General features: G+C 53.9%; 22 protein-coding genes, 2 tRNA genes and 2 rRNA genes (1 of these 26 only partly in view). 17 read left to right on the plus strand and 9 right to left on the minus strand.

The genetic code is table 11. The features are described 5' to 3' along the window. From FIU92_RS00490 to FIU92_RS00505, 4 genes are all read left to right on the plus strand, one after another. Positions 1-1,391, plus strand: a 23S ribosomal RNA gene (locus FIU92_RS00490) (it extends 1,475 nt beyond the left edge of the window). Between the two features lie 186 nt (positions 1,392-1,577). Beyond that, positions 1,578-1,692, plus strand: a 5S ribosomal RNA gene (gene rrf / locus FIU92_RS00495). Positions 1,693-1,809: 117 nt separating this feature from the next. Beyond that, positions 1,810-1,886, plus strand: a tRNA-Met gene (locus tag FIU92_RS00500). 517 nt (positions 1,887-2,403) lie between these two features. Then, a tRNA-Ser gene (locus FIU92_RS00505) sits at positions 2,404-2,493 on the plus strand. Positions 2,494-2,597: 104 nt separating this feature from the next. Here the strand turns inward: FIU92_RS00505 and FIU92_RS00510 are convergent. The 6 genes from FIU92_RS00510 to FIU92_RS23165 all read right to left on the minus strand — a co-directional run bounded on the left by FIU92_RS00510 (position 2,598) and on the right by FIU92_RS23165 (position 6,921). After that, positions 2,598-3,638 (minus strand): tyrosine-type recombinase/integrase, encoded by a 1,041-nt coding sequence (locus FIU92_RS00510; RefSeq protein ID WP_152456696.1) that lies wholly within the window; start codon positions 3,636-3,638, stop codon positions 2,598-2,600. Between the two features lie 93 nt (positions 3,639-3,731). Then, a complete protein-coding gene (locus tag FIU92_RS00515; RefSeq protein ID WP_152456697.1) occupies positions 3,732-4,157 on the minus strand; it encodes a helix-turn-helix domain-containing protein in 426 nt (141 codons plus the stop codon). A 10-nt stretch (positions 4,158-4,167) separates the two neighbouring features. Further along, positions 4,168-4,383 carry a helix-turn-helix domain-containing protein gene (locus FIU92_RS00520; protein ID WP_152456698.1) on the minus strand — a complete coding sequence of 72 codons (216 nt, stop codon included), beginning with the start codon at positions 4,381-4,383 and terminating at the stop codon, positions 4,168-4,170. An 81-nt stretch (positions 4,384-4,464) separates the two neighbouring features. Beyond that, positions 4,465-5,283, minus strand: coding sequence for a hypothetical protein (locus FIU92_RS00525; RefSeq protein WP_152456699.1), 819 nt, complete (start codon positions 5,281-5,283; stop codon positions 4,465-4,467). Continuing rightward, positions 5,284-6,504 (minus strand): hypothetical protein, encoded by a 1,221-nt coding sequence (locus FIU92_RS00530; protein WP_152456700.1) that lies wholly within the window; start codon positions 6,502-6,504, stop codon positions 5,284-5,286. A gap of 282 nt (positions 6,505-6,786) precedes the next feature. Next, positions 6,787-6,921 carry a helicase associated domain-containing protein gene (locus tag FIU92_RS23165; protein ID WP_152459797.1) on the minus strand — a complete coding sequence of 45 codons (135 nt, stop codon included), beginning with the start codon at positions 6,919-6,921 and terminating at the stop codon, positions 6,787-6,789. Between the two features lie 241 nt (positions 6,922-7,162). On the opposite strand from FIU92_RS23165, the gene FIU92_RS00540 reads away from it, so the two are divergent. The 3 genes from FIU92_RS00540 to FIU92_RS00550 all read left to right on the plus strand — a co-directional run bounded on the left by FIU92_RS00540 (position 7,163) and on the right by FIU92_RS00550 (position 9,798). Further along, positions 7,163-7,456: a putative quinol monooxygenase gene (locus FIU92_RS00540; protein ID WP_152456701.1), complete on the plus strand. Its 294-nt coding sequence runs from the start codon at positions 7,163-7,165 to the stop codon at positions 7,454-7,456. A gap of 41 nt (positions 7,457-7,497) precedes the next feature. Continuing rightward, the gene (locus tag FIU92_RS00545; RefSeq protein ID WP_152456702.1) at positions 7,498-7,956 is read left to right on the plus strand and encodes a GFA family protein; all 459 of its coding nucleotides are present in this window, start codon (positions 7,498-7,500) and stop codon (positions 7,954-7,956) included. A gap of 249 nt (positions 7,957-8,205) precedes the next feature. Then, a complete protein-coding gene (locus FIU92_RS00550) occupies positions 8,206-9,798 on the plus strand; it encodes a GMC family oxidoreductase (RefSeq protein WP_172978442.1) in 1,593 nt (530 codons plus the stop codon). 183 nt (positions 9,799-9,981) lie between these two features. Here the strand turns inward: FIU92_RS00550 and FIU92_RS00555 are convergent, their stop codons facing one another. Beyond that, positions 9,982-10,695, minus strand: a complete 714-nt coding sequence (locus FIU92_RS00555; protein WP_254705334.1) for a DUF3626 domain-containing protein — start codon at positions 10,693-10,695, stop codon at positions 9,982-9,984. 500 nt (positions 10,696-11,195) lie between these two features. Beyond that, positions 11,196-12,503, minus strand: coding sequence for a tetratricopeptide repeat protein (locus FIU92_RS00560; protein WP_152456704.1), 1,308 nt, complete (start codon positions 12,501-12,503; stop codon positions 11,196-11,198). A 494-nt stretch (positions 12,504-12,997) separates the two neighbouring features. Here FIU92_RS00560 and gntH point away from each other — a divergent pair, with 494 nt between their 5' ends. The 8 genes from gntH to FIU92_RS00600 all read left to right on the plus strand — a co-directional run bounded on the left by gntH (position 12,998) and on the right by FIU92_RS00600 (position 20,532). Beyond that, the gene (gntH, locus tag FIU92_RS00565; protein WP_152456705.1) at positions 12,998-14,293 is read left to right on the plus strand and encodes a guanitoxin biosynthesis MBL fold metallo-hydrolase GntH; all 1,296 of its coding nucleotides are present in this window, start codon (positions 12,998-13,000) and stop codon (positions 14,291-14,293) included. A 77-nt stretch (positions 14,294-14,370) separates the two neighbouring features. Next, positions 14,371-15,399: a GTP-binding protein gene (locus tag FIU92_RS00570; protein WP_152456706.1), complete on the plus strand. Its 1,029-nt coding sequence runs from the start codon at positions 14,371-14,373 to the stop codon at positions 15,397-15,399. Positions 15,400-15,404: 5 nt separating this feature from the next. Then, positions 15,405-15,752, plus strand: coding sequence for a DUF1622 domain-containing protein (locus tag FIU92_RS00575; RefSeq protein WP_152456707.1), 348 nt, complete (start codon positions 15,405-15,407; stop codon positions 15,750-15,752). A 20-nt stretch (positions 15,753-15,772) separates the two neighbouring features. Further along, entirely contained in the window at positions 15,773-16,198 is a 426-nt protein-coding gene (locus FIU92_RS00580; RefSeq protein ID WP_152456708.1) for a YidH family protein, read from the plus strand. Then, entirely contained in the window at positions 16,198-17,091 is an 894-nt protein-coding gene (locus FIU92_RS00585) for a bile acid:sodium symporter family protein (RefSeq protein WP_152456709.1), read from the plus strand. Before FIU92_RS00580 ends, FIU92_RS00585 begins: the two co-directional genes overlap by 1 nt. Before the next feature lie 38 nt (positions 17,092-17,129). After that, entirely contained in the window at positions 17,130-17,789 is a 660-nt protein-coding gene (locus tag FIU92_RS00590) for a hypothetical protein (protein WP_216646553.1), read from the plus strand. A 40-nt stretch (positions 17,790-17,829) separates the two neighbouring features. Then, complete coding sequence (locus tag FIU92_RS00595; protein ID WP_152456711.1) at positions 17,830-18,939, plus strand: HlyD family secretion protein; 1,110 nt, start codon at positions 17,830-17,832, stop codon at positions 18,937-18,939. A 51-nt stretch (positions 18,940-18,990) separates the two neighbouring features. Next, positions 18,991-20,532 carry a phospholipase D family protein gene (locus FIU92_RS00600; RefSeq protein WP_152456712.1) on the plus strand — a complete coding sequence of 514 codons (1,542 nt, stop codon included), beginning with the start codon at positions 18,991-18,993 and terminating at the stop codon, positions 20,530-20,532. Between the two features lie 457 nt (positions 20,533-20,989). Here the strand turns inward: FIU92_RS00600 and FIU92_RS00605 are convergent, their stop codons facing one another. Continuing rightward, positions 20,990-22,165, minus strand: a complete 1,176-nt coding sequence (locus FIU92_RS00605) for an integrase arm-type DNA-binding domain-containing protein (RefSeq protein ID WP_152456713.1) — start codon at positions 22,163-22,165, stop codon at positions 20,990-20,992. 432 nt (positions 22,166-22,597) lie between these two features. Between FIU92_RS00605 and FIU92_RS00610 the strand changes: the two genes are divergently transcribed. Together FIU92_RS00610 and FIU92_RS00615 are read left to right on the plus strand one after the other, a co-directional pair. Further along, positions 22,598-24,580: a hypothetical protein gene (locus tag FIU92_RS00610; RefSeq protein ID WP_152456714.1), complete on the plus strand. Its 1,983-nt coding sequence runs from the start codon at positions 22,598-22,600 to the stop codon at positions 24,578-24,580. Positions 24,581-24,725: 145 nt separating this feature from the next. After that, positions 24,726-25,973, plus strand: coding sequence for a hypothetical protein (locus FIU92_RS00615; protein WP_152456715.1), 1,248 nt, complete (start codon positions 24,726-24,728; stop codon positions 25,971-25,973). The last annotated feature ends 3 nt before the right edge of the window (positions 25,974-25,976 follow it).

Here is a 25,976-nt window from a genome sequence, read left to right on the forward strand (position 1 = left end):
AAAGGCGTAGGCGATGGGAACTAGGTTAATATTCCTAGGCCAGGAGGATGTGACGGATTGCAGGTGTAGTTCAACCTTATCGGATTGGTTGGGCTGCTGAGCAGTTCCTGGAAATAGCCCTCCATCAGACCGTACCCTAAACCGACACAGGTGGACTGGTAGAGCATACCAAGGCGCTTGAGAGAACGATGTTGAAGGAACTCGGCAAAATACCTCCGTAAGTTCGCGAGAAGGAGGCCCGGTTCCTAGGCAACTAGGGGCTGGGGGCACAAACCAGGGGGTGGCGACTGTTTATTAAAAACACAGGGCTCTGCGAAGTCGCAAGACGACGTATAGGGTCTGACGCCTGCCCGGTGCCTGAAGGTTAAAAGGAGAGGTGAGAGCCTTGAATTGAAGCCCAGGTAAACGGCGGCCGTAACTATAACGGTCCTAAGGTAGCGAAATTCCTTGTCGGGTAAGTTCCGACCTGCACGAATGGCGTAACGACTTCCCCGCTGTCTCCAACATCGACTCAGCGAAATTGAATTGCCTGTCAAGATGCAGGCTTCCCGCGGTTAGACGGAAAGACCCCGTGCACCTTTACTACAGCTTCGCACTGGCATCAGGATTGTGATGTGCAGGATAGGTGGTAGGCTTTGAAACCGTGACGCCAGTCGCGGTGGAGCCTCCCTTGAGATACCACCCTTCGCACTCTTGATGTCTAACCGCGGTCCGTTATCCGGATCCGGGACCCTGCGTGGCGGGTAGTTTGACTGGGGCGGTCGCCTCCTAAAGCGTAACGGAGGCGCGCGAAGGTTGGCTCAGAGCGGTCGGAAATCGCTCGTTGAGTGCAATGGCAGAAGCCAGCCTGACTGCGAGACTGACAAGTCGAGCAGAGTCGAAAGACGGCCATAGTGATCCGGTGGTCCCGAGTGGAAGGGCCATCGCTCAACGGATAAAAGGTACGCCGGGGATAACAGGCTGATACTGCCCAAGAGTCCATATCGACGGCAGTGTTTGGCACCTCGATGTCGGCTCATCTCATCCTGGGGCTGGAGCAGGTCCCAAGGGTACGGCTGTTCGCCGTTTAAAGAGGTACGTGAGCTGGGTTTAGAACGTCGTGAGACAGTTCGGTCCCTATCTGCCGTGGGTGTAGGAGACTTGAGAGGAGTTGCCCCTAGTACGAGAGGACCGGGGTGAACGATCCACTGGTGGACCAGTTGTCGTGCCAACGGCAGTGCTGGGTAGCTATGATCGGACAGGATAACCGCTGAAGGCATCTAAGCGGGAAGCCCCCCTCAAAACAAGGTCTCCCTGAGGGCCGTGGAAGACCACCACGTCAATAGGCCGGAGATGTAAGCGCAGTAATGCGTTCAGTTGACCGGTACTAATCGCCCGATAGGCTTGATTTGATCCAGTAATGGAAAGACAAGACCAAAGCATACACCGACCTTGACAATGGATGATCGTGTCGCACCAAGCGACACTGTTGGTTGATAATTACAACCGTGCGGGAACGCGCATTCGCAAGCGAATACGCTGCCTCCCGCGCGTCGCCTTTTTGCAAAGCAAAAAGAGCGACGTGGGCTTTTCCTCGGTTTGGTGGTCATAGCGCAAGTGAAACACCCGGTCCCATCCCGAACCCGGAAGTTAAGCACTGCCGCGCCAATGGTACTTGGGCTTAAGCCCCGGGAGAGTAGGTCACCGCCAAACCTAGTAAAAGCCCACATCTCTCTAAACGATCAAAAAACAATACCCGGCCTTAAATAGCGCAAGCGATAGGCCAACCAAAGACCTCAAGTAGCGTAAGCGCTAGGTCACAAAAACTGTCGCGGGATGGAGCAGCCCGGTAGCTCGTCAGGCTCATAACCTGAAGGTCGCAGGTTCAAATCCTGCTCCCGCAACCAATAATTCCAGCAGACCGTTCGATCTATAAACAGTCCACTGGACTGTTCGCTAAACGATCAAACCTCGTCAGGCTCACAACCTGAAGGTCAGAGGTTCAAATCCTGCTCCCGTAACTAAAAATTCAAGTCAGATATCAAACATTTGGCCTCGCAACTCGCGGGACTTTTTATGTTGGGGTAATGTCCCTTAGCGAACAAGTGGGCATTTTCCAGGTTAGGCGTGGCAATGGGATCAAACTGTAACAAGAGAACTTCATCGCTTTCAGAAAATGATCTCATAATCGGCGCAACTATGCGGAACGGGGAATCGATATGCCGTGTCGCTTCGAACCTGAAGGTTTGGTGGCACCGCGTTGAATAAAGGCTTCAGAAAAAATTCTCCAAAACTGGCCCATGATCCATCTAAGTTGGCGTCTTTTACCGTGATTTCAACGGGTTCAGCAATTTTGCCAGAGAGGGGCACAAATCAGATATTTCGCCTTGTATTCCCGTCGCTTGCAAGGATATACCCGTCGATGGAGACGTGGCCGAGTGGTCGAAGGCGCTCCCCTGCTAAGGGAGTAAACCAGGAATGGTTTCGAGGGTTCGAATCCCTTCGTCTCCGCCATAAAAACTCATTAATGCATTGAATTTTATAGATAAAACTATAATTCAATATGCTGGTTCCCACATTTATTCCCACACTTTACTGTGCTTTACCCGCCTGGCGCTTCAATCACCCAAAACGTCATCATCTGCCTCGCCGGTAACAAGCGCGCGTTGGCGTTCGCGGCTGATTTGGCCGTAGCTGCGCAAAGTCGTTAAAACGTCTGTGTGGCCGAGGTTCTGGGATGTTGCGACAAGTTCGGCGACGGAGGTGCAGGTTTTGGCGACGTGGCGCGCGAGCATGTGGCGAAACGCGTGCGGGCCGAAATTTGGAAGATCTGCAGCCTTAAAGGCAGTGTTGACGATCTTGCGGACAGGTTCTGTGCTTTTCCAAGAGCGGCGATCGAAACCGGTTGCCTGAAATCCGGTGTTTGCACTGCAGGTCAGCGCGGTTGCAGGAAAAAGCGGATCGTCCGGGCCATAGAGAGCGGTTTCGTCCAGATAGGTCAGCCATGACGTCAGAACGGCTTCGGCCTCTTCAAAATCTTTCGCAAAGAACGTGTCGATAGGCTTGCCAAACTTTGTCGCAACCTCACGCGGGTTTTGGGTCACGGACTTCTCGGCAAGGTCGATGTGTTTGATGCGGAGAGAAATAAGTGCACCGACCCTGATGCCCGTCAGGCACAAAAGCGCGAAGACGGCCTTGTCACGCAACTCCTGTGGCGTGCTTTCGGGCAAAAGCGCCAAGGCGCGCTTGGCCTGCTTGATGCTCGGCGCGGGACGTGTCGTGGCGGCGCGGGCTTCGGCTTCATCACGGCGGGACAGATTGAAATACTCTGCATCCGCCGGTTTGATCCGGCTGCGGAAACCATCTTGTTGAGACAGCCAGAGCGTGAACTCGCGCAGCGTTGCCATGATGGCGCGGGTGGTGGACTTGCCGAGCGGTTTGCCCGCCTTGGTTTTGGCCTGCTCCAGATGCGTGCGAAACCCCATCGCCCATTCAATATGGAAGCGCGCAAAGTCCTTGCGCCCGTTCCAGATGTCGAACCGCTCCAAGGCAGCAAGTTCACGGTCGATTGTCTTCTCTGACAGCCGCTTTGCATATTTGCGAAACTCCAGAAAGCGGCGCTTGATCCGTTCGTTTTTCTCGTTTGGGCGTTTGGTCATGATGATCTCCTTTCTGCGTTGAAATCAGGGTTCCAAAAACCGGTCATTCGACAGGGGCCTGAAGTGGAAAAATAAGGGGCTCAGTGTCCACCACTATAATGTCGTCTCATGCCGCTTAATTGTGAGGGTGAGGGTCCGGCGAATTTCGGGGATACTCGCCTCGGTGATTGGCTTGGAAATGACCGTTTCGCAGACCTCGCAGAACGCGGTTAGTTTGACGCGGGCGCCAATGATCGTGCAATCGGCAAATCGCTCTGCCGCCTTGCGGGGTTTTCTGCAACTGACGCAATAGAACTCGTCTGGTGCGGTCTCGCATTTCCGTTCGGCGCGCTGGTTCTTGATAAACTTGCGCAGATCATCGCCCCGGATCAGCACTGGGCGTTCTCCGTCCATCACAAGCAAGCCGTTCGCGATCCAGTTACGGATCGTGCGGGGTGAGACGCCGGTAATCTCCGCCGCCTCTTGGATGGTGTAGGTGCGGAATGCCTTGATTCCGTTCAGTCGCGCTTGCTTTGGCATCTCGCGCCCCTTACCCGCCCTTCCCCTGTTCGTTGTTTTTCAACCAGTCACGCAGAGCATCGATTGTAATCAAGCGACGCGTGCCGATTTTAACGCTTTTGAGATCGCCTGAAGACAAAGCTGCATAGAGCGTGGTCCGCCCGATGCTGCACAGGCGCGCGGCCTCATTCGGGGAAACCGCAAGGATTTGTGCGGCGTGGTTCAGAAGTTCCGGTGTGTTCGTCATGGCTCATTCTCCTTTGTAAGAGCATGAGCGAACCGTGACGAATGCGACTTGGGCAGAAACAGACGACAGGTTTCTGACCAGTTATTGACCACTCCGAAACTTAGTCACGTAATACTGAACACTGGATAGAGATGGGGCGGCCTTATCGGGGTACAAGCGGCAAAACTGGTCACGGACGGCCTTTGCCTCTGCGTTGCGCCCTTTCAACGCGATGCAATCATTCACCCGGGATTGCAGGATTTGAACCAAAAGGTCCTGAAACCGATTTGGCGCCCCGCCGGGGTTTCTGCGCGGTGCTCCTGCAATGTCGTGTGGATCAGCGAGCACAGAAAACTCGGACCGATCAGCAGGAAATTCGACTACATCTATGAGTAATGCCGTTTTGGCGTATGGTAGCGGCAACGTGCCTGCCGCAGTCAGAATCACTCGAAACGCTGTTCTGACGTCTCGTGATAAGGCAGCGGACAACTCCAACGCATCCTGCTCGTCCGACAAACAAGGGTGAAAATATAGCGTGATGTCACCTCCCTCGGATGGCACCGTTCCTATGCGCCACGTCGAGCCCTGCAAGGGAGTGGATTTCCTGCGCCTGCACCCAAAGGCATCCGCAAGACCCGAAACGATGCGCGGCATATTGGGCTGCAGACTCATGATCTCGTCCCGTTCTACAGAGACAAAACCCACGTCGGGACAATGGTATCCGTACCGACCAGCTTCGTGGACGATTTCGGCATCATGTGTGGTATCGCATTCGAGGCAGTTGACAGACTGGGCCACCCCGCATTCCCGAATCAAACCTTTACGAAAGAGTGCTTGGAAGTCTTGTTGTTGATTGAAAAACGCCGCAGACGCCTTCGCCTTCAGAGTAATTATTTCACAAAGCAAATCGATTGCCGACAATCAGGCCACCTCGACAACATCGAAATCGGCGTGCGGCGCTGCTAGAAGGCCCCATCGCTCCAAAAGGTTAAAAACAAACTGACGGTCCTTCTCGGTTTTGTTGGGCAAGGTCGTGGTATTGGGCAAGCGTAAAGTAACCGTCAGCGTTCGGCGGCGCTGTCCATCTGTTGGAGTGAGAATGATACGAACAGTTGCTGCAAGAATTTGCCACCCTCCAGCGCGCAGGGGCGAATTGTGCCCGAACCGCCTTTCAATGAACTGGTAGACGGATTCACCTTCACCGCGTTTCTCAATGCGGACATATCCTCCACCAGTGGCATGGAACTCCAGCGATGAAACTTCGATCCGTTCAATCCCATCTGCAGGTTCAATATCAAAATCCGGAGCTTGCTTCAAAATATCAAGCATCACGTCCCGTCGCGGCATTTGCACAGGCGCTTCAGAATGTGGAGCAAAATGCTTGGAGAATGCTCTGGCATATTGATCACGCGCCTTTTTTCCACCCTTTGCGCTGATCTCAACGACGCGCGCTTGGACGTCACAAGCTATGCCCACTTCCAGAACCTTCGGTACAACATGACGCTCCAGAGTCGCGGATGGACCAAAACCCAATTCGCTCTCGGCGCGTTCCTCAACATAAATTGTTGCTTGGGTGAGCGTCGTCGCTTCTCCGGTGATCGGATGCACCCGGACGGTCTCAAACCAATCTGCAACGCGTTTGCGATGGTTGGGCAAGTCAAGAATTGCGACGGTATCGGTTAAAAATGCATCACGCGCAATTTGGCTGTTCAGGTCCCAGGGTTTTCTGTCATCGTCGAATTGAAAGGCTGCCCAATTCCTGCCCCCGTTTCTTCGAAGCATAGAGGCTTGTACCGAAACGCGATCTATCTCTGTGGGATGATCGATAGCTAAAAACAGCAAGACCTCCTGAATGCCCGCCAGCCCTTCAATGTCGATGTTTTGTCCAGCGCAAACCTGCTCCGCAGCAGTCATGCCATCCTTGTCAGCCAGACTGGCGAGCAGATCCAGTTCGGCCTTGACCGCATCTTGTTGCCGCTCCGGCAACCCGGCCAACAATTCCTCGACAGACTTTACCAGCGCAGTGCCGCGACCGTTGCTCGACCAGTCAAAATCATCGGGCACAGAAACGTTTCGCGTACTGAAAAAACGACGCAATCTGTCAGATGGAGATTTACGGATGAAACCGCCAAAACTTGCCATATGCTGTGCTCAAACTTTAGAATCTGCCTAAATATAGTGTTCAGCGGTGTCTCATTCAAGCCATGCGTGTGCAAATGGTTCTTTCGGCAGGATCGATAGGCCAGCCTTCAGACACTTGCTTAGCGCAGGTTGGCGGCTCCCAACGGGTTGCCGGATCGCATGACTGACGATGATCTGAATGCGGCGATTCTTGCGTGTCTCGGCAGAAGCGAATCTGATGGTCAGTTGGCAGACGGTGGAAGACAGGTCTTGACCTTTGCCTTGGTGATGCGCGGTACATCCCTATTCATCTATTGCAGTGGTCTTTAGGGTTCGACCCCAAAACCAGCCGGTCAATGCATCCAATCGGTCGTACTGTTCGGACGATAATTTATTGGACTTAGCATACTGCCTTTGTGTCTGGACCCAAGCGTACAGCTTAAATCCGTCGGGGCTGCAATATCCGAACGACGGCTCAACGGCGCTTAGCCGTCATCTGAGCAAAATACTAGGATGACCGAGTCGAGTCCAAAGCGGACCCTAATTTGACAGTACTGCGCCGCTCTGCAGCGAACGACCGCTCTGAGCCCAAAGCAGACAATCTCGGAACGAAATGATATGGTCGCGGAACCAGAGGCGCTCATACATTCAGGAACCGTACTTTACGGAGGTCGGATGAATGATCATGCGTATTTTTCAGGTCGTGACACGGCCGGGCAAAGAGGAAGAGTTCAGCAAGTTCTTCCATGAAACAGCTATCCCCTTGATGAGAGGTACCAAGGGCATCGTTCAAGTGTTTCCTGGTGCCGCACGTGCTGACACACCGCGAGAGTTCAGCTTTGTGATGATTTGGGAAAACCTGGAGTCACTAAAGGCTTTTGTCGGCGATAACTACCAGAGTCCGCATATCGATCCGGCGGAGGCCGAATTGGTCGAGTCGCGTTCGATCAAGCATTATGAACTGGTTCAATAAGAGCGATGGCTTGAATGCAAAGAAGCAATTAGGGGGAAACAATGATCAAGGGGAAATGCGGTTGCGGAGCCGTAACGTATCAAATGACGTCACCACCCATGTTCGTGCATTGCTGCCACTGCGGCGAATGTCAGCGACAAACCGGAGCGGCCTACGTCTTGAACGCCATCATTGAGGCAGATCGCGTGCAGTTTGAGGGGCCAATCACTGAACATGAGCTCTCTACTCCAAGCGGGAAAGGTCAGATCATTACGCGCTGTAGAGATTGTGGCGTCGCCGTTTTTAGCAGCTACATGATCCGCCTTGGCAAGCTAAGGTACGTGCGCGTCGGAACATTGAACAACCCGGATCAATGTCCTCCGGATGTACAGATTTTCACCAACAGCAAGCAGGCCTGGGTGCCACTCAGCAAAGACATTCCTATCTTTGAGGAATTTTACAAATTCGATGAGGTGTGGCCGCCCAATGCGTTGGACCGTTTGGAGATAGCTCTATCCTGACGGGCCAGTCGCTCGGGCCGAATGGCAGCTTTGTCCGCAATGCGGTCATTGGCACTGAGCGCAGCGAAGGTCTGCTTTCCGCCCTGGCGTCCCAAATTAGCAAGCGGCCCACAGCGGCCATTTGCGTCAGCCGCATCAAAGGTCTGGTTCGAGCCCAAAGCGGACATACCCAACCTCCGCAAAATGTGTTGCTTGATAAAGGGCAGACTGTCCGCCACTCTTTCCGGATTGGTAGTTTGGGGTTTTGTTATGACGGATAGTTTTGACGTTATTATCGTTGGCGCCGGAAGCGCAGGATGCGTGCTCGCCGCTCGTTTGACCGAAGATGTAAAGCGTTCCGTTTTGCTATTAGAGGCCGGTGGATCGAACGACGACCCCCGAGTTTCCACACCCGCAAAATTTGGCGCGCTCACTAATACACGCTTCGATTGGGCCTTTCGAACCGCCCCGCAGGGTGAACTTTCAGGGCGCCAGATCGCCTATCCGCGCGGTCGATGTATCGGCGGCACTGGTTCGATCAATTACATGATTTACCTGCGCGGGCATCCGAAAGACTACAACACGTGGTCCCAAATGGGTGCTAAGGGCTGGGGATGGGACGATGTGCTGCCCTATTTCAAGAAGGCTGAGAATTGGGAAGTCGATGGAGATCCTTCGATCCATGGAGACAGTGGTCCGCTAACTGTGACTAAGCCAGGCGAGCGGTCGCCCTTGACCGAGACATTTATCCAAGCCTGCCAGCAGGCCGGGATTCCGTTTAATGGCGATCTGAATGGCACGGAATTGGACGGCTGCGGTTATTTCCCCGCGACTTTGCAGGATAACCGGCGGGGCGGCACCGCGCAGACATACCTCTCCGCAGCGATGGGGCGTCCCAACTTAACCGTTGTGACTGGCGCGACTGTCATGTCGTTGCAACTTGAGGGCAGTTCTGTGACCGGTGTGAATTATGTCGCCAAGGGCGAACTCAACAATGCAACAGCACAGGAAACCGTCTTGGCGGCGGGTGCCATAGGTTCACCACAGATCCTGCAACTCTCAGGAATTGGCCCAGCAGACCTGTTGAACAATGTCGGCGTCCCGGTGAAGCATGACCTGCCCGGTGTGGGCGAAAATCTGCAGGATCATTTTCATTACCGCGCCCGTTGGGAAATCGATCAACCCTTGACCTTCTTTGGCCGAAGCTCTGAGCAAACTGCGGAAGTTGAGCGCCTCTACTCAGAGGAGTCGCGCGGGCCCCTGACAACGAACCACTTTGAGTCTGGTGCATTTCTGAGATCCGGACCTCATGTCGATATTCCCGATATAGAACTGCTTATGATCCCATATTTCATAAGCTTGGGAGCCCCGGAATATCGCCCACCGGATCGCCACGGTTTCACAATCTCTGGTTTTCCGACCCGTCCTTGGAGCCGAGGGCGTGTGACGATTGCATCAAGCGACCCATTGGATCGGCCCATTATCGATCCTGGATATCTTAGCGATCCGGCGGACGTCGATCTGATGCGCGCGATCATCAAAGAAGCGCGGAAGATTGTGTCACAGGAAGCCTTTGCGAAGCTCAATCCAGTTGAGATATCTCCGGGGGCGGACGCCCAGAGCGACGAAGAACTTCTTGCGGACATCCGCGAGATTTCGTCGACGTCTTTTCATCCCGTTGGCAGTTGCAGGATGGGGCAAAGCGATGATTGCGTCGTTGCTCCCAACTTGAAGGTGCACGGGCTTGAAGGGTTGAGTGTTGCCGATGCGTCTGTGATGCCGCAAATGAACACCGGACATCCCAACGCGCCGGTGATTATGATTGCTGAAAAAGCTGCCGAAATGATCGCCGCGCGGGTCTGAGTGAAAAACTGCTAGGCGTCAGATAAGAGGCATTTTTGCGAAAGGTTCACCAGTAGCTTTGTCCCGCTTATGGGGATTTGCAAAGTTTAGTTGGGAGTGTCCGGTTAGGGCTGCGACCCGCCAACCATGCAAACCGCAAAGAACGGCAATATTGAGCCCAAGGCAGACATTGTTAGTTGGTTTTCACAGAATGTGCGAACTGCCAAACTTTGCCACACAATGCCAGACACGTTTCAGCAATTGCTGATCTGCCCCATAGCTTTTCCGGGCCAACCCGATCTGTCTGGGAGTCAAAACACCATTTTCGACAAGAGAGGCGGCCATGTCAGCAGCATCCTGACCGCGAAAACTTACGCATTCAGAAATGCGGTTCGCGCACATCCGAAAACCGGAATGCCATTGAATGGGGCAACCTAATTTAGTCGCTGCCGTCTCAATTTCTGTGTCCCTGTAGCTTGAGTCGAACACTGCGGCCTCGACATCCTCAACCAAGATCAATGGCCCATGAACATGAGCTTCAATGTAGTTGTCGAGCTCGTCCAGTGATGGGTCATTCTCTGTTGCCAAGGTAATTAAGCCCATCCTGTCGGCCACACCAAAGTTGGTTGGATCGAAGTAGCTGTCCGGATAGCTAAAAGTTGATCGAGACAAGACTTGGTTCCGCATTCTTAGATGGCAGGAACCAAAGCGTGGCGAACCGCCCGTTGCATAACCCAGATGATTTAACGCACCGTATTTTGGTCGCTGTGATGACTCAACGTCGTCATAAGCCGCTCCAAAAATACGGCTCTCCCAATACCACCGATCTCCTCCGGGATGCGCTGTCAAACCACCATTGCTGTTACCAGTTTCGAACTGGGACCGATAAACCCCTTCTCGTGCAAGCGCCTCAATCATCCACTCATCTCCATGTAATGAGTCCGGGTGGAAGTTTATTGTTACCCGAAGACTATCCGGGACAGGAGGACCACTTGAACTTTGGCGCACATGGTCAATCGCATTTACGGCTCTTGGCGGAAGCATATTGTTTTTGAGCAAGTTGGATGAAATCGGTCAACGGGATACGCGCCCGAAAATTGAAATCCCATCAAATTGCGAATGTCAACTTTGTCCGCAATGCGGTCATTGGCACTGAGCGCAGCGAAGGTCTGCTTTCCGCCCTGGCGTCCCAAATTAGCAAGCGGCCCACAGCGGCCATTTGCGTCAGCCGCATCAAAGGTCTGGTTCGAGTCCAAAGTTGCCAGTGGTGCTCAGGGCGCGAAGGTCTGCGATGTGTAGATAGGAGCACTTACAGCCAAGTTGGTTGTAACAACGAGACTGAGGTTGATGTTATCGATTGGATGGAAGGTGGCGAGTTGGTCGCGCGGACTCCTTCAGCTAGCTGAACGTCTGCTGACTCAACTTGGTGAATAAAGATCAAGCACCGAAAGAACGCGCGAACGAGTTGCAGAGTCATTCACGAAAAACCGAGCTATAACTTCATGGGCAGGAAAGTCCGGCCAAGTGTCCAACATTTCGACGACTGCCTTCTCCGCCCCTGCAGTATTGCCTGTTTCGTGATAGGCGGTCGCGAGCAAAAAGAGGCTTGGAGGACTTACGGGATGGCCTCGCTCTGCTGCTTTGGAGAAGGCCTCTATGACTATGTCATAGTTCTCCAGCATTAGTTGTGAAGCACCGTAGATATTGTTGTATGCGAAACGGCCAACGCCCAGTCGAGACCGTTGTGGGTGAGACACTTCGGCCATAAACACTGGATCATCTACCACTAGGGCCGTGATGCCTATTAGATCCAAAGTGTGGCCGTCTTGAGGGCTAAGATCCAAGGCAATTCGGGCACGTCTAAGCGCTCCTTCACTATCTCCAGTCACAGCTAGGGTCCAGCCATGAGCGGCCTGAGACCAACCATCCAAGGGATCTAGCGTGGTAGCGCGTTCTGCCATTTCCAAAGCTTCGGAAACTAAAGCGGTTGATGCGTCAGCATCGCTTGTCAGAAGCGACTTAAGCGCGAGTACCTGGGCCGAACCTGCATAACCCGCAGCAAGTTGCGGATCGAGGTCAATCACATACCGAAACGTTTCCAAGTTAATGGCTTGCCGTCGGAGGTCGAATAGAGGAAAAAACACTCCCCGTGTTTGCTCAGCTAAGTTTGCAGCCTGAACACTGGTGAATGACCTCTCCCGAAGCGCAGCCAATTCTGCGGGTTTTTTAGCGGTTGCTAACTGCGTGTTCGATTGGGAACCGCGTAGTCCAAAATATCCTAGGACACATGCCAACAAAAGCGTTGTTGCGATGAGCGGTAGCAGGAATTTACGACGCCAGAAACCGCCAGAGTGCGAAGATGCCGACTGGCTTTGCCCGCTACTTGGCTTCGTCGCGACGGATGGTTCAAATTGTGGTCGATACCCCCCGGTTTGCATAGATATGCGTAAAGGGTCTGATTTGCCCGCGCCACTGTAGTAGTTCTCCAAGGCACGCCTAAGGCGACGGGCCTCAACCCGAACGAGGTTTAGTGCCCCACCGGTCTCGTCAAGCTCCTTTTCGTAGACATCAGTCGCGATAGCTTTGCCCTTTATGGAGCGCCCATGACCGTCAAGTTCCTGTTCGACAATGTATCTTAGGAAGGACTGCAGCCTGGGTGAACCAGCAAACTCTGCGGATGAAAGGACCCGCTCAAGTGCTCGACTAATTTCTTCAGCCTCTACCATTTCCCCAGAATCACATCCATTTTCTTGTTTTTTCAGTGCTTTAATGATCGCCCCACCTCTCTGAATCTAAGCTGAACTCACCCCTAGCTCACCGTAACTCACTTTCTTTCCGCTCCACCCACCTTCTAACATATTGGCTAAAGTGAATACAAAAAGGTCACATTCAACCATGGACTCTAGGGAACTCCACGCCCTCATACCTGAGCATTCCGAGGCGGCTCTGTCCCGAGCGCTAAGGAACGAAAATGTACGTGAGGCGGTGGAAGACCTTGATGAAGTTCTCAAGCATGTAGCCCTCTCACAAGAAAAGTCCCCTGTACGAAAAGAATGGGAGACTATTCGAGACGAGCTGCTGTCTGAAATTCGACGACTTACGCAGAGGCTCAGCGATGCTAGTTGATATCGGCGATGGTTTGGAAACACAGGTCCTTATCTTCAGGAACCAAGAACAAACAAAAAACTGCGCACCAAAATAACTCTCGGAGGATCCAAAAATGAGCCAATCACGCAACCCTTACGGGCAACGCCCCGGCGGTGGCATTACGCTGCCGGAGTATTTCCGGCCGACACCCGGCTGTACAAGCAACAACTTTTTCCCGCCCAACGAGCTTTTGCCAAAAGGCGAGATGCGGATTTGTTTTCCGGGTAGCACGCCTTGGCCTCCGACGATGGTACAGTCCGGTACATGCATTGTCTTGGAGCTGGGGAACGGTACTCCATTCCCGCGCCGCCTGTTCTTTGATTTCGGCAATGGCTGCGTAAGGAATATTATTCAGCTTGGCATTTTGCCGCCGATGGTGCGCGACATCTTCATCAGCCACTTGCACGTCGACCACTATGCAGACCTACCCTACTTTATGCCGTTCCGCGCATGGTCGGGAGGCTGGCGTAACGGTTTGCGCATTTTCGGCCCATCGGGTGACCGGCCAGAGACGGGCACCCAATATATGGTCGACAAGATGCATGAGATGATGACATGGCATCTTGAGAACTTTGACCACTGCCCGATTGGCGCCGGCTACGACACCGAAGTTGTCGAGTTCGACTACAAAGACGAAGGCGGTGTGGTTCTGGAAGAACCCGGTTTGAAAGTCACGCACTGGGCACGAAGCCACGTGAAAAGCGGTGCGTCAGCATATCGCGTGGATTGGGAAGAAGCCGGATTGTCCTTTGTCTGGACAGGCGACGGGCGCCCTGATGAAAGCACAATCGAGTTTGCGAAAGGATGCGACATTTTCGTGACCGAAGGACAAGCCGATCTACCGCAACTACTCAACTACAAATACGGCACGCCAAAAGAAGTTCTGGAATTCACTCTGGATACCTACCACACGCCTTACTATGCGGCGGGATATCTGATGAACGAAATTCAACCGCGGGCTGGTGTGATCTGCCACTACACCGAGGAATCGGCGGGCGAAGCCATCGCGGAAATTCGCGCGCATTGGGATGGTCTATTCCTCTTTGGTGGACCAGACACCAAGGTAATCAACGTCACAAAGGATCGTATCTGGGAACGCATGGCCCTGCGTCCGGAAATGCCGGCGATGCAACCACCAGATCCCAGAACGATACCGTTCCCGGATGGCGAGATGCCGGATTACATTCAGATTCCGAAACCGCGTTTGCCGCGTGAGGAACAACAGGATGCCTTCCTGCGGGAACGGGAACTAGATCCGGCTCTCTACATGCCTGAGGACGTACTCCGTCCACTGACGCAGCACTACGACGAAGAAACGTTCCGCTTCGACCTCCACGCCCTGATTGCTGCACGCGATCATACGGATTGATCTGGTTATTGACTAAAAATACGCGCCGCGTTTCTGAGCCACGCGGCGCGATCACAGTACTTGCCAAGGATGCAGCCATGAATAACGCCCCAAAAGAACCTGTCCCGCTGACGATCCTAACAGGGTTTCTGGGTGCGGGAAAAACCACGCTTCTTAACCACATTCTGACAGGCGATCATGGGTTGAAAGTCGGCATACTTGTAAATGACTTCGGCTCGATCAATGTCGATGCAGAACTGGTTGTTGACGTCGAAGATGGGATGATCAGCCTCGCGAACGGCTGCGTCTGTTGCCAGATCCGAGATGATCTCGTTGAGTCGGTCGCAGCGTTGATCGAGCGTGATGATCCCATTGAGTACATACTGCTTGAAGCCAGCGGAGTTGCAGATCCGGCAAGCATCTATATGACCTTCGTGGATTCAGCATATCGCGATCTGATACGGCTTGACAGTGTGACGTGTGTCGTCGACGCCGATCAAGTCTTTACTTATGACGACCCGGACCTTGCCAAGCTCAAGCTGCAGCAGATCGGATTTGCGGATCTTGTAATCCTTAACAAAGTTGATTTGGCAGGAGTCGAGGAAACTGCAAAGGTAAAGAGGTGGATAGACGGCTTCTTCTCAAGGGTTCGCATCGTTCCTGCCGTCAAATGTAACGTTCCACTCGAAATCCTGCTATCTGTCGGTCGTTTCGATGTTTCTCGCGCAATGGCTGATCAAGCGCATAGCCACGACCACGAACATCATCATAAGCACAATCACGGTTCTTTCTTTAGCACCTGGAGTTATACGCGCGACGCGCCATTGCAGCGCAAAGCACTGGAACGAATGATCAAGAGAGAACTGCCTTCAAACATCTATCGCTGCAAGGGATTTGTTTACCTGGATGACGACCCGAACAGCCGTTATTTGCTGCAAGTTGTCGGGCGGCGGGTCGAGTTGACAAAAGACCGCCCTTGGGGGGGCGAGGATCCGGCAAACCGGATCGTTGCCATCGCACACAAAACAACTCTTGATCAAGCGCACTTGTGTGAGTTGTTCGATGCTTGCTCTGGTTCGTCTGTCGGGAACGAAAATAGCGAAGTTGTAACTGTCGCAACAGGATAGTTACCATGCATGAGTTGGAAATCCTGATCGTTCAAGCGGCGAGTTACATCCAGGTTCTATTCGAAGCGGCGAGCGTCATCGTTGTTGCTGCTGGAGGCATCGCCTTTGCACGAGCGTTCATTATGCATCGAAAGTCGGATGCCGAGCCAGTCGCACGGCGCATCCTTGGAAAATACCTGATTGTGGCGCTCGAACTGCAACTAGGCGCGGATATTATTGCAACTGCAACAGACCCAACAATCGAAGAATTGGCGAAACTGACAGCCATCGCCTTCGTCCGAACCTTTCTCGACTATTTCCTCGTTCGGGAAATTCGCGAGGAGAGAGTCGAGGATAAACCAAGTGAAACCTGATTTTCTAACTGAGGCCTCCAATGGACTTTGACGACGAGGACATGCCGCAGCGTTCTAACAATCAGTTGGCCGGCGAACGAACAGATCTGGCGTTCGAGCGGTCCCGGCTCGCGTCGGACAGGACGACCATGGGATATATGAGAACGGCTACGTCGCTCGTTGGTTTTGGCTTCTCTATACCCGCACTATTCAGAATTTTGACTGATGTGCCTGGGTTGGAAGAGGTTCCGATAGAACATGCACGTTTTGTCGGATTATTCATGCTGATACTGGCTGTAATAATGCTATCTGTCGCCATCATACAGCAAATTACTTTTCTTAAGCGGATCTCTGATATCTCAGGAAAGCCATTTCCGATTTCACCTGCGCTGGTCTCAGCCGGGTTGATCTTGGCGGTCGCTATTTACGCTACAATCAGCATCCTTTGGAATGTGGAACCATTGTGATGGAGTCGCCGCTGCCCTTTGAGCAATCCGTCACCCTGTTCATCCATATCTTCATTACTCTGGCCATGCTTTGCATCGGGATGAGCGCAACGCTGCGCGAAATGGGTGCAACAGTTCTGGAACGCGAAAGACTAACGCGCCTTCTTGCTGCAAATGTCTTCATACCGCCCGTCATTGCAATCCTGATTATCGGGGTCTTCCCCCTACCACGATCAGTTAGCGCCGTCTTGTTTTTGTTGGCGGTCGCTCCCGGCGGCATCAACGCCGTCCAGTTTTCAACCAAAGCGCCAGGGCAAGTCAGCGCGGCCGGGGCCCTATTGGTCTTACTTTCAATTATCGGCTTGGTTCTTGCACCTTCGGCTGCACAGGTCGTTCTTCCAACCGCCGCGCTGGAACGTGTCGCTTGGGACCAGCTACTGATCCGCATCGTGGGTGTGATCGGAATTCCCTTGCTTCTGGGGATTTTGATCCGACGATTTTACCCGGATGTCGCCGAGCATATCTACAAACCGGCGATGCTGATATCGACAGTCTCATTCATTGCATCTGTCGTAGCAAGCATCAGCATCCGGCAGGAAGCGGCTGTTGGATTGGGACCTTCGAGCCTGATCGCCATATTGGTTTTCATTCTGTCCCTAATGGCGCTCGGCTGGTTTTTAGGCGGCGAGAATAAGGAGTATCGGCAGGTCCTTGCAACCTGCACAAACCTTCGCAATGTCGGTCTTGTCTATCTACTTGTGGATGCGTGCTGCTTTGATCCGGCCTATTCAGCGAGCGTTCTGGCCTGCATGATGCTGATGGTTCCAATCAACTTTGCATTCACTATTGCCTGCGCAGTGGCAAGAAAACGGCATAGCCAATCTGGTAGTGATGACAGAGGCACCAATACATGACGATTGGGCGAACAACATCGCGAAAATATCTTGCAACCATGCTCGCTATAGCTGCTTCCGCTTCTTGGGCGCAGACCGGAGAAAACGAAAAACTATCGGATGATCCGACCAAAATTGTTACGAAAATCGGCGTTCGTTATAGTGACTTTGGCACTCTTTTCGGTTCGGTTGCTTTTGGGCCTGTCATAAAGATCAATATATCGGTCTCAGAAGACGATCAGTTGCGCATTGGTGGCTCTTATCTCTTCGATTTTGGGATAGTTAATTTTTCAGCGTCCGAGCAGGAGCTGGAAAGCGGCGTCAAACAAACGCAATACGCAATAGGGACCTTCGTGCCGCTTGCCGCGTTTGGCGTTCAACCGAAAGGATGGCTTTTGTTCCCGGCACTTGGAGCAAACTATACCGACGGTCGGATCAGCAACAGCGACTTTGAATTTGCTGATGCCTTTCCCGCTGAAATTGCCAGCAAGGGCGGTTATATCGGAATACTTGGCCTCAAGCCGTTGTCTGAACGATGGGTTGTAAAGACCGGTGGTGTCCTATCTGCCGGTTCCAACGACTATTCTGGTTACACCATTGGTGCGGTTGTTACCTTCAATGCGTCGCCGGACGACAGCATCAGCGTGTTTGGCAGCCATATCGACAATAGTTTCGGAACACGTGATCTTGTTGGCATCAGCTACACGCACGAGTTTTGACGGCAACGGATCAAAAGAAACACAGTGAGGGCGATTAACGATGCTCATTATTCTCGGTCTTTACTTTGGCATTGTCTGGCTGGTTTTTGCGAAGCTCAAAATCCTGCCTTGGAACGGGTTCTTCAAGACAATCGTGTACGGTGGAGCTTTGGTCATCGCGTTGGTTGTTGTTGGAGCCTTAAACCACACGACACCATCCGGGACTGTGTCCGTGCAAGGTGCTGTCATCAACATTGCACCGAACGTATCCGGCCCAGTCACTGAAGTAGCGGTCACGGCAAACCAACCGGTGGCGAAGGGTGATGTGTTGTTTCGAATAGATGACACCACCTACGCGGCTGAAGTTGCCCGACTTCAAGCCTCGCTCGCATCAGCACATTCCGCAGCAGACCAGTTACAGACAGACTATGAGGCGGCGCTTGCAGAAATTGATTCTCTTGAAGCCCAACTTTCTTTCGGTGTGCAGCGTCGCGATGACATCGTCCAGCTTACCGGACGCGGTGCTGCAGCTGAGTTCCAATTGCAGGAAGCCGTTTCAACGATTGAGCAACTTGAAGCCGGGCTGCGAGCAGCACAAGCGCGTAGGCAGAGCCTTGAACGACGCATCGCGGCTCAGGTGGACGGAGTCGACGTCGGTGTCGTTGAAGTTCAGGAGACGCTGGCCCAAGCGGAGTGGGCATTGCAGCAGACGGTCGTTCGAGCGCCGGATGACGGTGTTGTAACGGCGCTCTCACTCCGCCCAGGCAATCGTGTTACGACGTTACAAGGCGCCGTGAATTTTCTACTCCCTTCAGATCGGCTGCTCATTGCGGCGTTGCCGCAAAGCAGCTATCCCAACGTGGCAGTTGGCGATACGATCCGGATTGCTTTGGGCACTATGCCAGGTCAGGAATTTGAGACCACAATACGGTCAATCCCTCCGGGAACACGAGAGGGCGCGTTGGATACGAGGGGCGGGCTGCCTAGCCTGCGCGAACTTACAGGCGCGTCGAGCTACATCGTAACTATCGATATCCCAGAAGGCCTTCCGTCTGATCGTGCACAGCTTGGTACATCAGGAACCGCACTGGTAGTCACGGAAGAGGCCGGTGCAATTTCAGTGCTGGCTGAAATCCTGTTTTGGATCAATAAGAAACTCAACTACATTTGAGCTCAAGTTCAACAAACCGGGCAACCCGGTGCACCAAATACAGGAAACTGAATGCGGCTGATCAGAATTTGTTTGATTTTGATAGCGGTGATTGCGCTAGCCGTTGTTGTGTTAAGGTTGGCTTTTCCACTGCCTGAGGAGAATTTTTCGCAGCAATCGCTTAAACAAGACGCCGATTGGGCTGGACCCTTGGGCGAAACCATTCAAAACTCGATTGAACGCAGCCGCGGACTCGATGGGGTGCGGACTTTGGGCGATGGACGCGCCGCATTTGCGGCCAGGGCTATCCTTGCGAGAGAAGCGACCTCCTCAATTGATGCGCAATACTATATTTGGCAAAATGACGTCACCGGCCTTATGCTTCTTGACGAGCTTAGGGCGGCAGCCGAACGCGGTGTTCGGGTCAGATTGCTGGTCGACGACAACGGTATCTCCGGGTTGGACGAACTGCTTTCAGAGCTAAACGCTCTTACCAATGCGAATGTGCGTATTTTCAATCCGTTTACGCTGAGAAAACCCAAGCTCCTGTCTTATGCATTTGACTTCAGCCGACTGAATCGGCGGATGCACAACAAATCAATGACTGTAGACGGGGTCGCCACGATTGTTGGGGGGCGCAACATTGGCGACATCTATTTCGACTATGGGGCTGGAACGCACTACCTGGATTTAGACGCGATAGCCATTGGCCCAATTGTGGACGAGGTTTCACAATCGTTCGACGCCTACTGGAACAGTGCCTCGTCTTACGATGCTGGACTATTTTTAGATCCTCCAGCGGTAGACAGCCTGCAATCCAAGGCGGATGCAGCACGGCAAACCGCCGTTGGCGCAGGTTACCAAAAGGCTATTCAGGAAAGTGAACTGGCCGACCACATCGCGGCACATAATCTGAAGTTTGATTGGAGCGAAGTCACCCTTTTTGTTGACGATCCCGCGAAGGGATTGGGCGAAGCTAAAAGTGAAGACCTGATGGTCGAACAACTGATCGAATTCGCTAAAAGTTCACAGACCTCACTGGACCTTGTTTCGGCATATTTTATTCCTGGCGAACGAGGTTCTAAAGTCTTGGAGGAATTGGCCAAGTCGGGCGTTAGGGTCCGTGTCTTGACCAATTCCTTGGACGCGACAGACGTGATGCCGGTTCACGCTGCGTATATGCGTTATAGATATGATTTGTTGAACAGCGGGGTAGAACTGCTGGAGCTGCGAGCCTTGCGGCGGGAACATCGCGACAGAAGCCTGCCAGAGATCCTGGCTGGATCGGCGTCAGGGCTGCATGCAAAAACCTTTGGCTCAGACGGTAAGCGGATCTTCATTGGCTCATATAACCTCGATCCAAGGTCTGCGCATCTCAACACTGAAATGGGCATCATGATCGAAAGCCCAACGATTACTGCATCACTGGCTGAGCAATTAGACAAACCGGAGTTTTCGTATCGCGTCGATCTGAAGGAAGACGATGAGATGATTTGGATTCAAGAAGAACAGGATGGGACAGTCACTGTGCATACCACTGAACCGGAAACCAGTGGCTTTCAGAGAGGGCTTACTGCAGTCGTCAGGTGGCTACCGGTCGAATGGATGCTGTGAGCGGTTTTTCGAATGTGGTAGTTTCATCATACACGGGCTGACTACCCATTCACCGGTCGGTTGGGCCGACGGAGACTTTGATTTTGGCCTTCACAATCTCCATCCTATGAGGAAGCGCCTGCTGCGTTCCTTGGGAGTACCATCCCAACCAAACTAGACAGCCCGACACATCACCAGACACTGCACCCCATAGGACCTAGTGGTTCGTGTTGCGGTTTGCGAAACCGCATAGTTCAGTTTTGAATGCCCGCTTTGAGCTGGGCAGCATTCATTCACAAGCACATTCCAAATGGCAGCTTCGTCCGCATGTGAGACATTCATGCCCGGTGCAGCGAACGTCCAGTGCTAGCCAAAGCGGCCTTTCAGAACCAAAACTCTGAGTTTCCAGTCGCGAAAGCGCAAATTTAAGCCTTTGGTGAGAGCTCTCGCAGTAGCAGAACGCTCCCCATTGGCTCTATCACGACAAAGTCACAACATTGCCGCCCAGTTCGCGTTTCATTGCGACCGAAGCCCACGCTTCCATCAGATCGCGCCGCTTGTCGAACAAATCTGATCGTGCGTAGGCTGCTTCGGCCTTGTCTTTTATGCCATGGGCCAGCGCCGCTTCAATAACTTCGCGTGGGAAGCCAGTAGTCTCGCCCGCCCAATCGCGAAAAGTGGACCGAAAGCCATGTACTGTGATGTCGTTGCGCTTCATTCGGCGCAGGACCGCTGTCATGCTCATGTCGGAAATGGGTCTTCCAGGCTTGATTTCGCTTTCAAAGGCCAGCACCGTATCATTACGGCGCGCACCAAGACACGCGATAGCCGCGTCGCTCAACGGCACACGATGTTCCTTGCCCGCTTTCATCCGTTCGGCAGGAATGGTCCAGAGTTGTGCGTCCAGATCGATTTCGGCCCACGTCGCCCCGCGTGTCTCGCCGGATCGCGCCGCGGTTAAGATAGTGAAGCCCAATGCGCGCGCGGCGACGCCACTCCGGGTGCCTAAGTCGGACATGAAAGCTGCAATTTCGGCATGAGGCAATGCTGGGTGATGCTTGACCGCTCGCACCTTTGTAGGTTTGGGCAAGAGGTGATCCAGATGGCCCCGCCAACGTGCTGGATTGTCTCCGGCACGGATGCCAAGGGCGGTCGCGTAGTCCAGAACTGACTCAATCCTTTGGCGCACACGGTTGGCGGTTTCGGGTTTTTCAGACCAGATCGGTGTCAGCGTGCCGATGATGTCAGCGGTTTCAATCTTGCTAACCTGTATTTGCCCGATCTTTGGAAACACGTAGGTTTCGAGTGTCGACGTCCATTGCGCGGCGTGCTTTGCATTCTTCCAACCGGACCTTTTGCTTTCGATCAGTTCCTGCGCCGCTTCTTTGAAAGTTTTGGCTTTGGTTTGTTGTTTCTTGGCGATCGGGTCTTCCCCCTCGACAATGAGCCGCCGGGCTTCCGTTGCGCGGTCGCGGGCCATTGCAAGGGTCACGTCAGGATACGACCCCAAACCCAGGTCGCGCCGGCGTCCTTGTACTTGATACCTCAACACCCAAGAGCGTGCGCCTGACGGCTTCACATAGAGAAATAACCCGCGGCCGTCGCCATGCCTTCCTGGCGGTGCCGATTTGACCTTTTGAACACTTAGCGACATTTCGTTCCCACGTTCGTTCCCACATATTTTCTTGATTTAGGATGAACGCGCGTGAACGTCAACGAGTGAGGATGAAACTAATGCACTATAAAACATGCGATAAAACGAATTGTAACGAATTACAGCGAACGCCAGAAAACAGGGATTATACGGACTTCGTCTCCGCCATCCAACTTTCTTTATCTTTCTGTTCGGGGAGATTCAGCCCGAAGATGGCTGGGCCCCAGATATCCTGTTTTGCATTGGATTCTGCGATTTCTCGAAAGATCGGAAAGCGGCGGCGGGGCTTGGTGTCCAGTGCGATCGAAGCCCTTTCTATCCCGAATATTCCCAATCTCTTTCAGAACAGGGCAAAAACCCTGTCGGAATGACCGGTCACGATCCGGTAACGGCGTCGTGCGAATCGTTGTCTTCGTCGATCGGGAGAGCAACATGCCGCAACATATCATTCCGTCTGAACCCTGGCAGGACCTGGAAAAGCCCAATCGTGGATTGAACCGGGATCAGTGTCATTCGAACACGCCGATTGGCGTCCGGGAGAGGGCTGCCGATGGACACAACGGCGAAGCAGACCTGTTTGCCGGGACTTGGCCCACGAGCTTTTCCAAGGGCTTGCGGCATGACGAAAATGGCATTGTCGACGCGCAGGTTTATACCGAATTTCTGGAAGAAGTGGCTGACCCTACCTGCACCGACAATCAAGGAAACAGGCTGACGCTGTTTGACACGCCAGCCTATTCCGGGCCCTTCCGCACCGCGCCATCAGCGGGTGGTGAATTTAGATGGCGTGCGTGGGAAGGGCCAATCCTGGGTCATCGGTTGGGGTTCAATGGATTGGACGCCGGCGGTTTGGGTATCGCGCCGGCGCCCAGGCTTGGGTCAGATGAATTGGCGGCAGAGATGGCCGAACTCTATGCGATGGCCTGTCTGCGAGATGTGTCCTTCGAAACCATTCGGGATGGTGCCGAGGGAACCGACAAGGTGCTTGGCGCCCTTGGCCGGTTGGAGTGGTTCCGCAAAGACGGTTTCCCAAAGGATGCCAGCGGCGTCGAGATCGGGAAAGTACCGGCGGCGCGCCGGGTCCGAGATGGCGAAGGTCTGTCTTCGCGAACTTTGTTCCGCGGCTCGAGCCAAGGCTGTTCGGACGGGCCTTACGTGTCGCAATTCCTTTTGCAGGGTTACGACCCGCTGACATCAGACGCGGCGCATGTGCAAGGGCGGTGGTTGGCAAATACAACTGCGCCAAGGGCAATGCCGTTTGGTTCATTTCGGGTTGACCAAAGAGTTGCCCCACAGGCCGTTGGCGTGGACTATTTGCGGGACTGGGCCGAGTGGCTGGACGTTCAGAACGGGGCGGACGCGACCGGCGAACAAGCCTTTGAGGCCTGTGGCCCGAAGTTTATTGAAACACCTCGCGACCTTGCCACCTATGTGCATTTCGACTCGATCTATCAGGCTTTTTTCAATGCCTGCCTGTTGATGTTGGGCCGAGGTATTCAAGCAGATGACGGTCTGCCCGAAGTCTGGAATTCCCGTGCGGAGGATAGTGGGGCCCATTGGGGCGGATCACACGCGCTGTCAATGCTGGCAGAAACCGCGACCAGGGCAATGCGGGCCGTGCGACGCCAGACCTTTCAGGTGCACAACCGCGCCCGCCCTGAAAAGCTGGGCAGCGTTGCAACCTTGGTGGCGAATGGTCATGGCGCGGTGCTTGGGGCAGCGGAACCGTTTGCCGCAGCCCATCTTGAGAAATTGGAAAGCGCCGCCTGCGAAGATTTCAGTCTTGTGGAAGCCATTGCCTCCGCGCCGGCCACTAAGCGGTTCGCCCACAACGCGGTTTCTCATAAGGGGCTGCCACAAATCGATCGCAACCTGCTGTTGCCTGTTGCTTATCCCGAGGGCTCGCCAATGCAGCCGTCCTACGGGGCGGCGCATGGCGCAGTTGCCGGGGCGTGCGCGACGCTGCTCAAGGCGTTCTTTAAAACGCACGCGCTGGACGGGTCCCGGGTAACTTTGGCAGAGGCGGGTATGGAGCGCGTCTTTGTTCCGGCTCCGGGTGGAATGAAACTGGTTGAGTCCGTGCGGCCAGAGGACAGCGCAGCGAAGCTTACGCTGAATGGCGAGCTGAACAAGTTGGCTGCAAATATCGCGATCGGGCGCAATTTTGCAGGGGTACATTTCTACAGCGACTATTTCGACAGTATCCGAATGGGTGAACGCGTTGCAGTGGGCATTCTGGCCGAACAGATGGCGAATTTCCGGGGGGCCGCGAAAATGTCGCTTGAAACATTTGATGGAGATCGCCTCAACATCGTTGGCGGTCGTTCTTGCGGTAGCGAAATCCACATTGTGAACAGTACGCCCGAATTGTGGTGGACCCGTCATTTGCCTGAACAGGCGGGGTGGGCAGGATGAATGTATCAGACCCCATGACAGGTCGGTCTACATGATGCTTCCTTGTGCGTCACCGGTGGCGATCGCCCCGTCGGAATTGAAAACCTACGGGCATCGACCTCTGACTTTCCATTCTAGTGTCTCTGAAGCCCAACGGTGTTCTTTGATGTCTGTATTCCAATCGCCGGGACTTGCTGATCAAGGCGTGAACGAAGCCACCCGGTCAGCGTGGAACTCAAGCATTCAGAACATATTCGACGTGCAGGGCGTCAGCCCGTTTCTGGTCATGGATCCGCGTGACATCGAGGCGGGCCAACCTTCGAATGGGTTCAGATGGCGCGCCGATCCCCGGGAACCGCGGGACTGTCTGGGCGATGAGCTGGCGGCGCGCGTGTGTGACCAAGGCTGGTCCGGCAGGGTTGAGCTGCACAATGAATATCTTGAATACACGTTGGTAATGCGACCCGATGCCGGTGGCAGGCTGCGCCCGAAGCGATTTGTGGCCACTACCGAGTTTGTGGAGTGGTGGCAGTTCATGGCGGTGTTCGATCTCGATCACTTCCTGTCGGTGGTCGCATCAGTGACCGGGCGCTTCTACTCCTGCAAGGATCTGTTTGAAGTCTCACGGTCGGTATGGATGTCGATGGATGTGTCCGAGCGCGCGGCCCGCTTTCACAAAAGGCTGGTGGGTAGGGATCACGCGCATCCGCCGGAACATCCGTTGAATATCCAGCATGCCCTGTTTCTGGCCAAGGGCACGAACCGTTTGACCGGTCTGATCCAGACCATACATTTTTCTTCCTTCCCGTATCTCGTGAAGGACGGCGAGAGCAACCGGCGCGCCCGGCTTGAAGAAGTTCTTGATTTCGCGAACCGGCAGGATCTGTACTGCGGGCATGCAGGGATCCGCCTGGTGAGCGATACGCTTGAACTGGCCGCGGGGAACTGTGGCACGTCACATGCGGGTCGGGCGATGGCATTCTCTGATCCGCTTGGGCTGTATATTCAGGCATTCCATACATCACGACTGTTTGTGGGTGCGGGCAGGTTGCCTCGGGGCTGGGTCCGGTTCAGTCGCGGTGCGTCGGGAATGCACATGCGCCTTGAATTCGGGCCTGCCGACGACGATCCCCGGTTTCTGGATGATATCACGCTGGGAACAGGCCCTTCGGCGCGCCCTGTCTCGGGCTATGCTCTGGCCAGCCTGATCGAGGTCGGCCCGATGATCACAGTTGCCGCCAGGCCACGCGTGATCACCCGTGTCGAATTTGTTGAAATTCCGCATGTTGATTCAGGGCGGGTTGTCCGCAGCCTGCCCGAGACCGAACGTTGCAGGCAGCTTTTGGAATTCGCGGACCGTTGCAAGGCAGAGACCAACGGCGACACGACACGCTTTCTCAGAGACGGATCCTGACAG

The sequence above is a fragment of the Ruegeria sp. THAF33 genome (genome assembly GCF_009363615.1).
In the GTDB taxonomy this organism is placed as follows: domain Bacteria; phylum Pseudomonadota; class Alphaproteobacteria; order Rhodobacterales; family Rhodobacteraceae; genus Ruegeria.

Coding starts and splice junctions, on each gene's coding strand:
- FIU92_RS00585 (WP_152456709.1), top strand. CDS start 16,198: ATGGAGTCGCCGCTGCCCTTTGAGCAATCCGTCACCCTGTTCATCCAT.
- FIU92_RS00510 (WP_152456696.1), bottom strand. CDS start 3,638: ATGACCAAACGCCCAAACGAGAAAAACGAACGGATCAAGCGCCGCTTT.
- FIU92_RS00520 (WP_152456698.1), bottom strand. CDS start 4,383: ATGACGAACACACCGGAACTTCTGAACCACGCCGCACAAATCCTTGCG.
- FIU92_RS00550 (WP_172978442.1), top strand. CDS start 8,206: ATGACGGATAGTTTTGACGTTATTATCGTTGGCGCCGGAAGCGCAGGA.
- FIU92_RS00590 (WP_216646553.1), top strand. CDS start 17,130: ATGCTCGCTATAGCTGCTTCCGCTTCTTGGGCGCAGACCGGAGAAAAC.
- FIU92_RS00555 (WP_254705334.1), bottom strand. CDS start 10,695: ATGATTGAGGCGCTTGCACGAGAAGGGGTTTATCGGTCCCAGTTCGAA.
- FIU92_RS00575 (WP_152456707.1), top strand. CDS start 15,405: ATGCATGAGTTGGAAATCCTGATCGTTCAAGCGGCGAGTTACATCCAG.
- FIU92_RS00595 (WP_152456711.1), top strand. CDS start 17,830: ATGCTCATTATTCTCGGTCTTTACTTTGGCATTGTCTGGCTGGTTTTT.
- FIU92_RS00540 (WP_152456701.1), top strand. CDS start 7,163: ATGATCATGCGTATTTTTCAGGTCGTGACACGGCCGGGCAAAGAGGAA.
- FIU92_RS00515 (WP_152456697.1), bottom strand. CDS start 4,157: ATGCCAAAGCAAGCGCGACTGAACGGAATCAAGGCATTCCGCACCTAC.
- FIU92_RS00600 (WP_152456712.1), top strand. CDS start 18,991: ATGCGGCTGATCAGAATTTGTTTGATTTTGATAGCGGTGATTGCGCTA.
- FIU92_RS00570 (WP_152456706.1), top strand. CDS start 14,371: ATGAATAACGCCCCAAAAGAACCTGTCCCGCTGACGATCCTAACAGGG.
- FIU92_RS00545 (WP_152456702.1), top strand. CDS start 7,498: ATGATCAAGGGGAAATGCGGTTGCGGAGCCGTAACGTATCAAATGACG.
- FIU92_RS00530 (WP_152456700.1), bottom strand. CDS start 6,504: ATGGCAAGTTTTGGCGGTTTCATCCGTAAATCTCCATCTGACAGATTG.
- FIU92_RS00615 (WP_152456715.1), top strand. CDS start 24,726: ATGTCTGTATTCCAATCGCCGGGACTTGCTGATCAAGGCGTGAACGAA.
- gntH (WP_152456705.1), top strand. CDS start 12,998: ATGAGCCAATCACGCAACCCTTACGGGCAACGCCCCGGCGGTGGCATT.
- FIU92_RS00580 (WP_152456708.1), top strand. CDS start 15,773: ATGGACTTTGACGACGAGGACATGCCGCAGCGTTCTAACAATCAGTTG.
- FIU92_RS00605 (WP_152456713.1), bottom strand. CDS start 22,165: ATGTCGCTAAGTGTTCAAAAGGTCAAATCGGCACCGCCAGGAAGGCAT.
- FIU92_RS00610 (WP_152456714.1), top strand. CDS start 22,598: ATGCCGCAACATATCATTCCGTCTGAACCCTGGCAGGACCTGGAAAAG.
- FIU92_RS00560 (WP_152456704.1), bottom strand. CDS start 12,503: ATGGTAGAGGCTGAAGAAATTAGTCGAGCACTTGAGCGGGTCCTTTCA.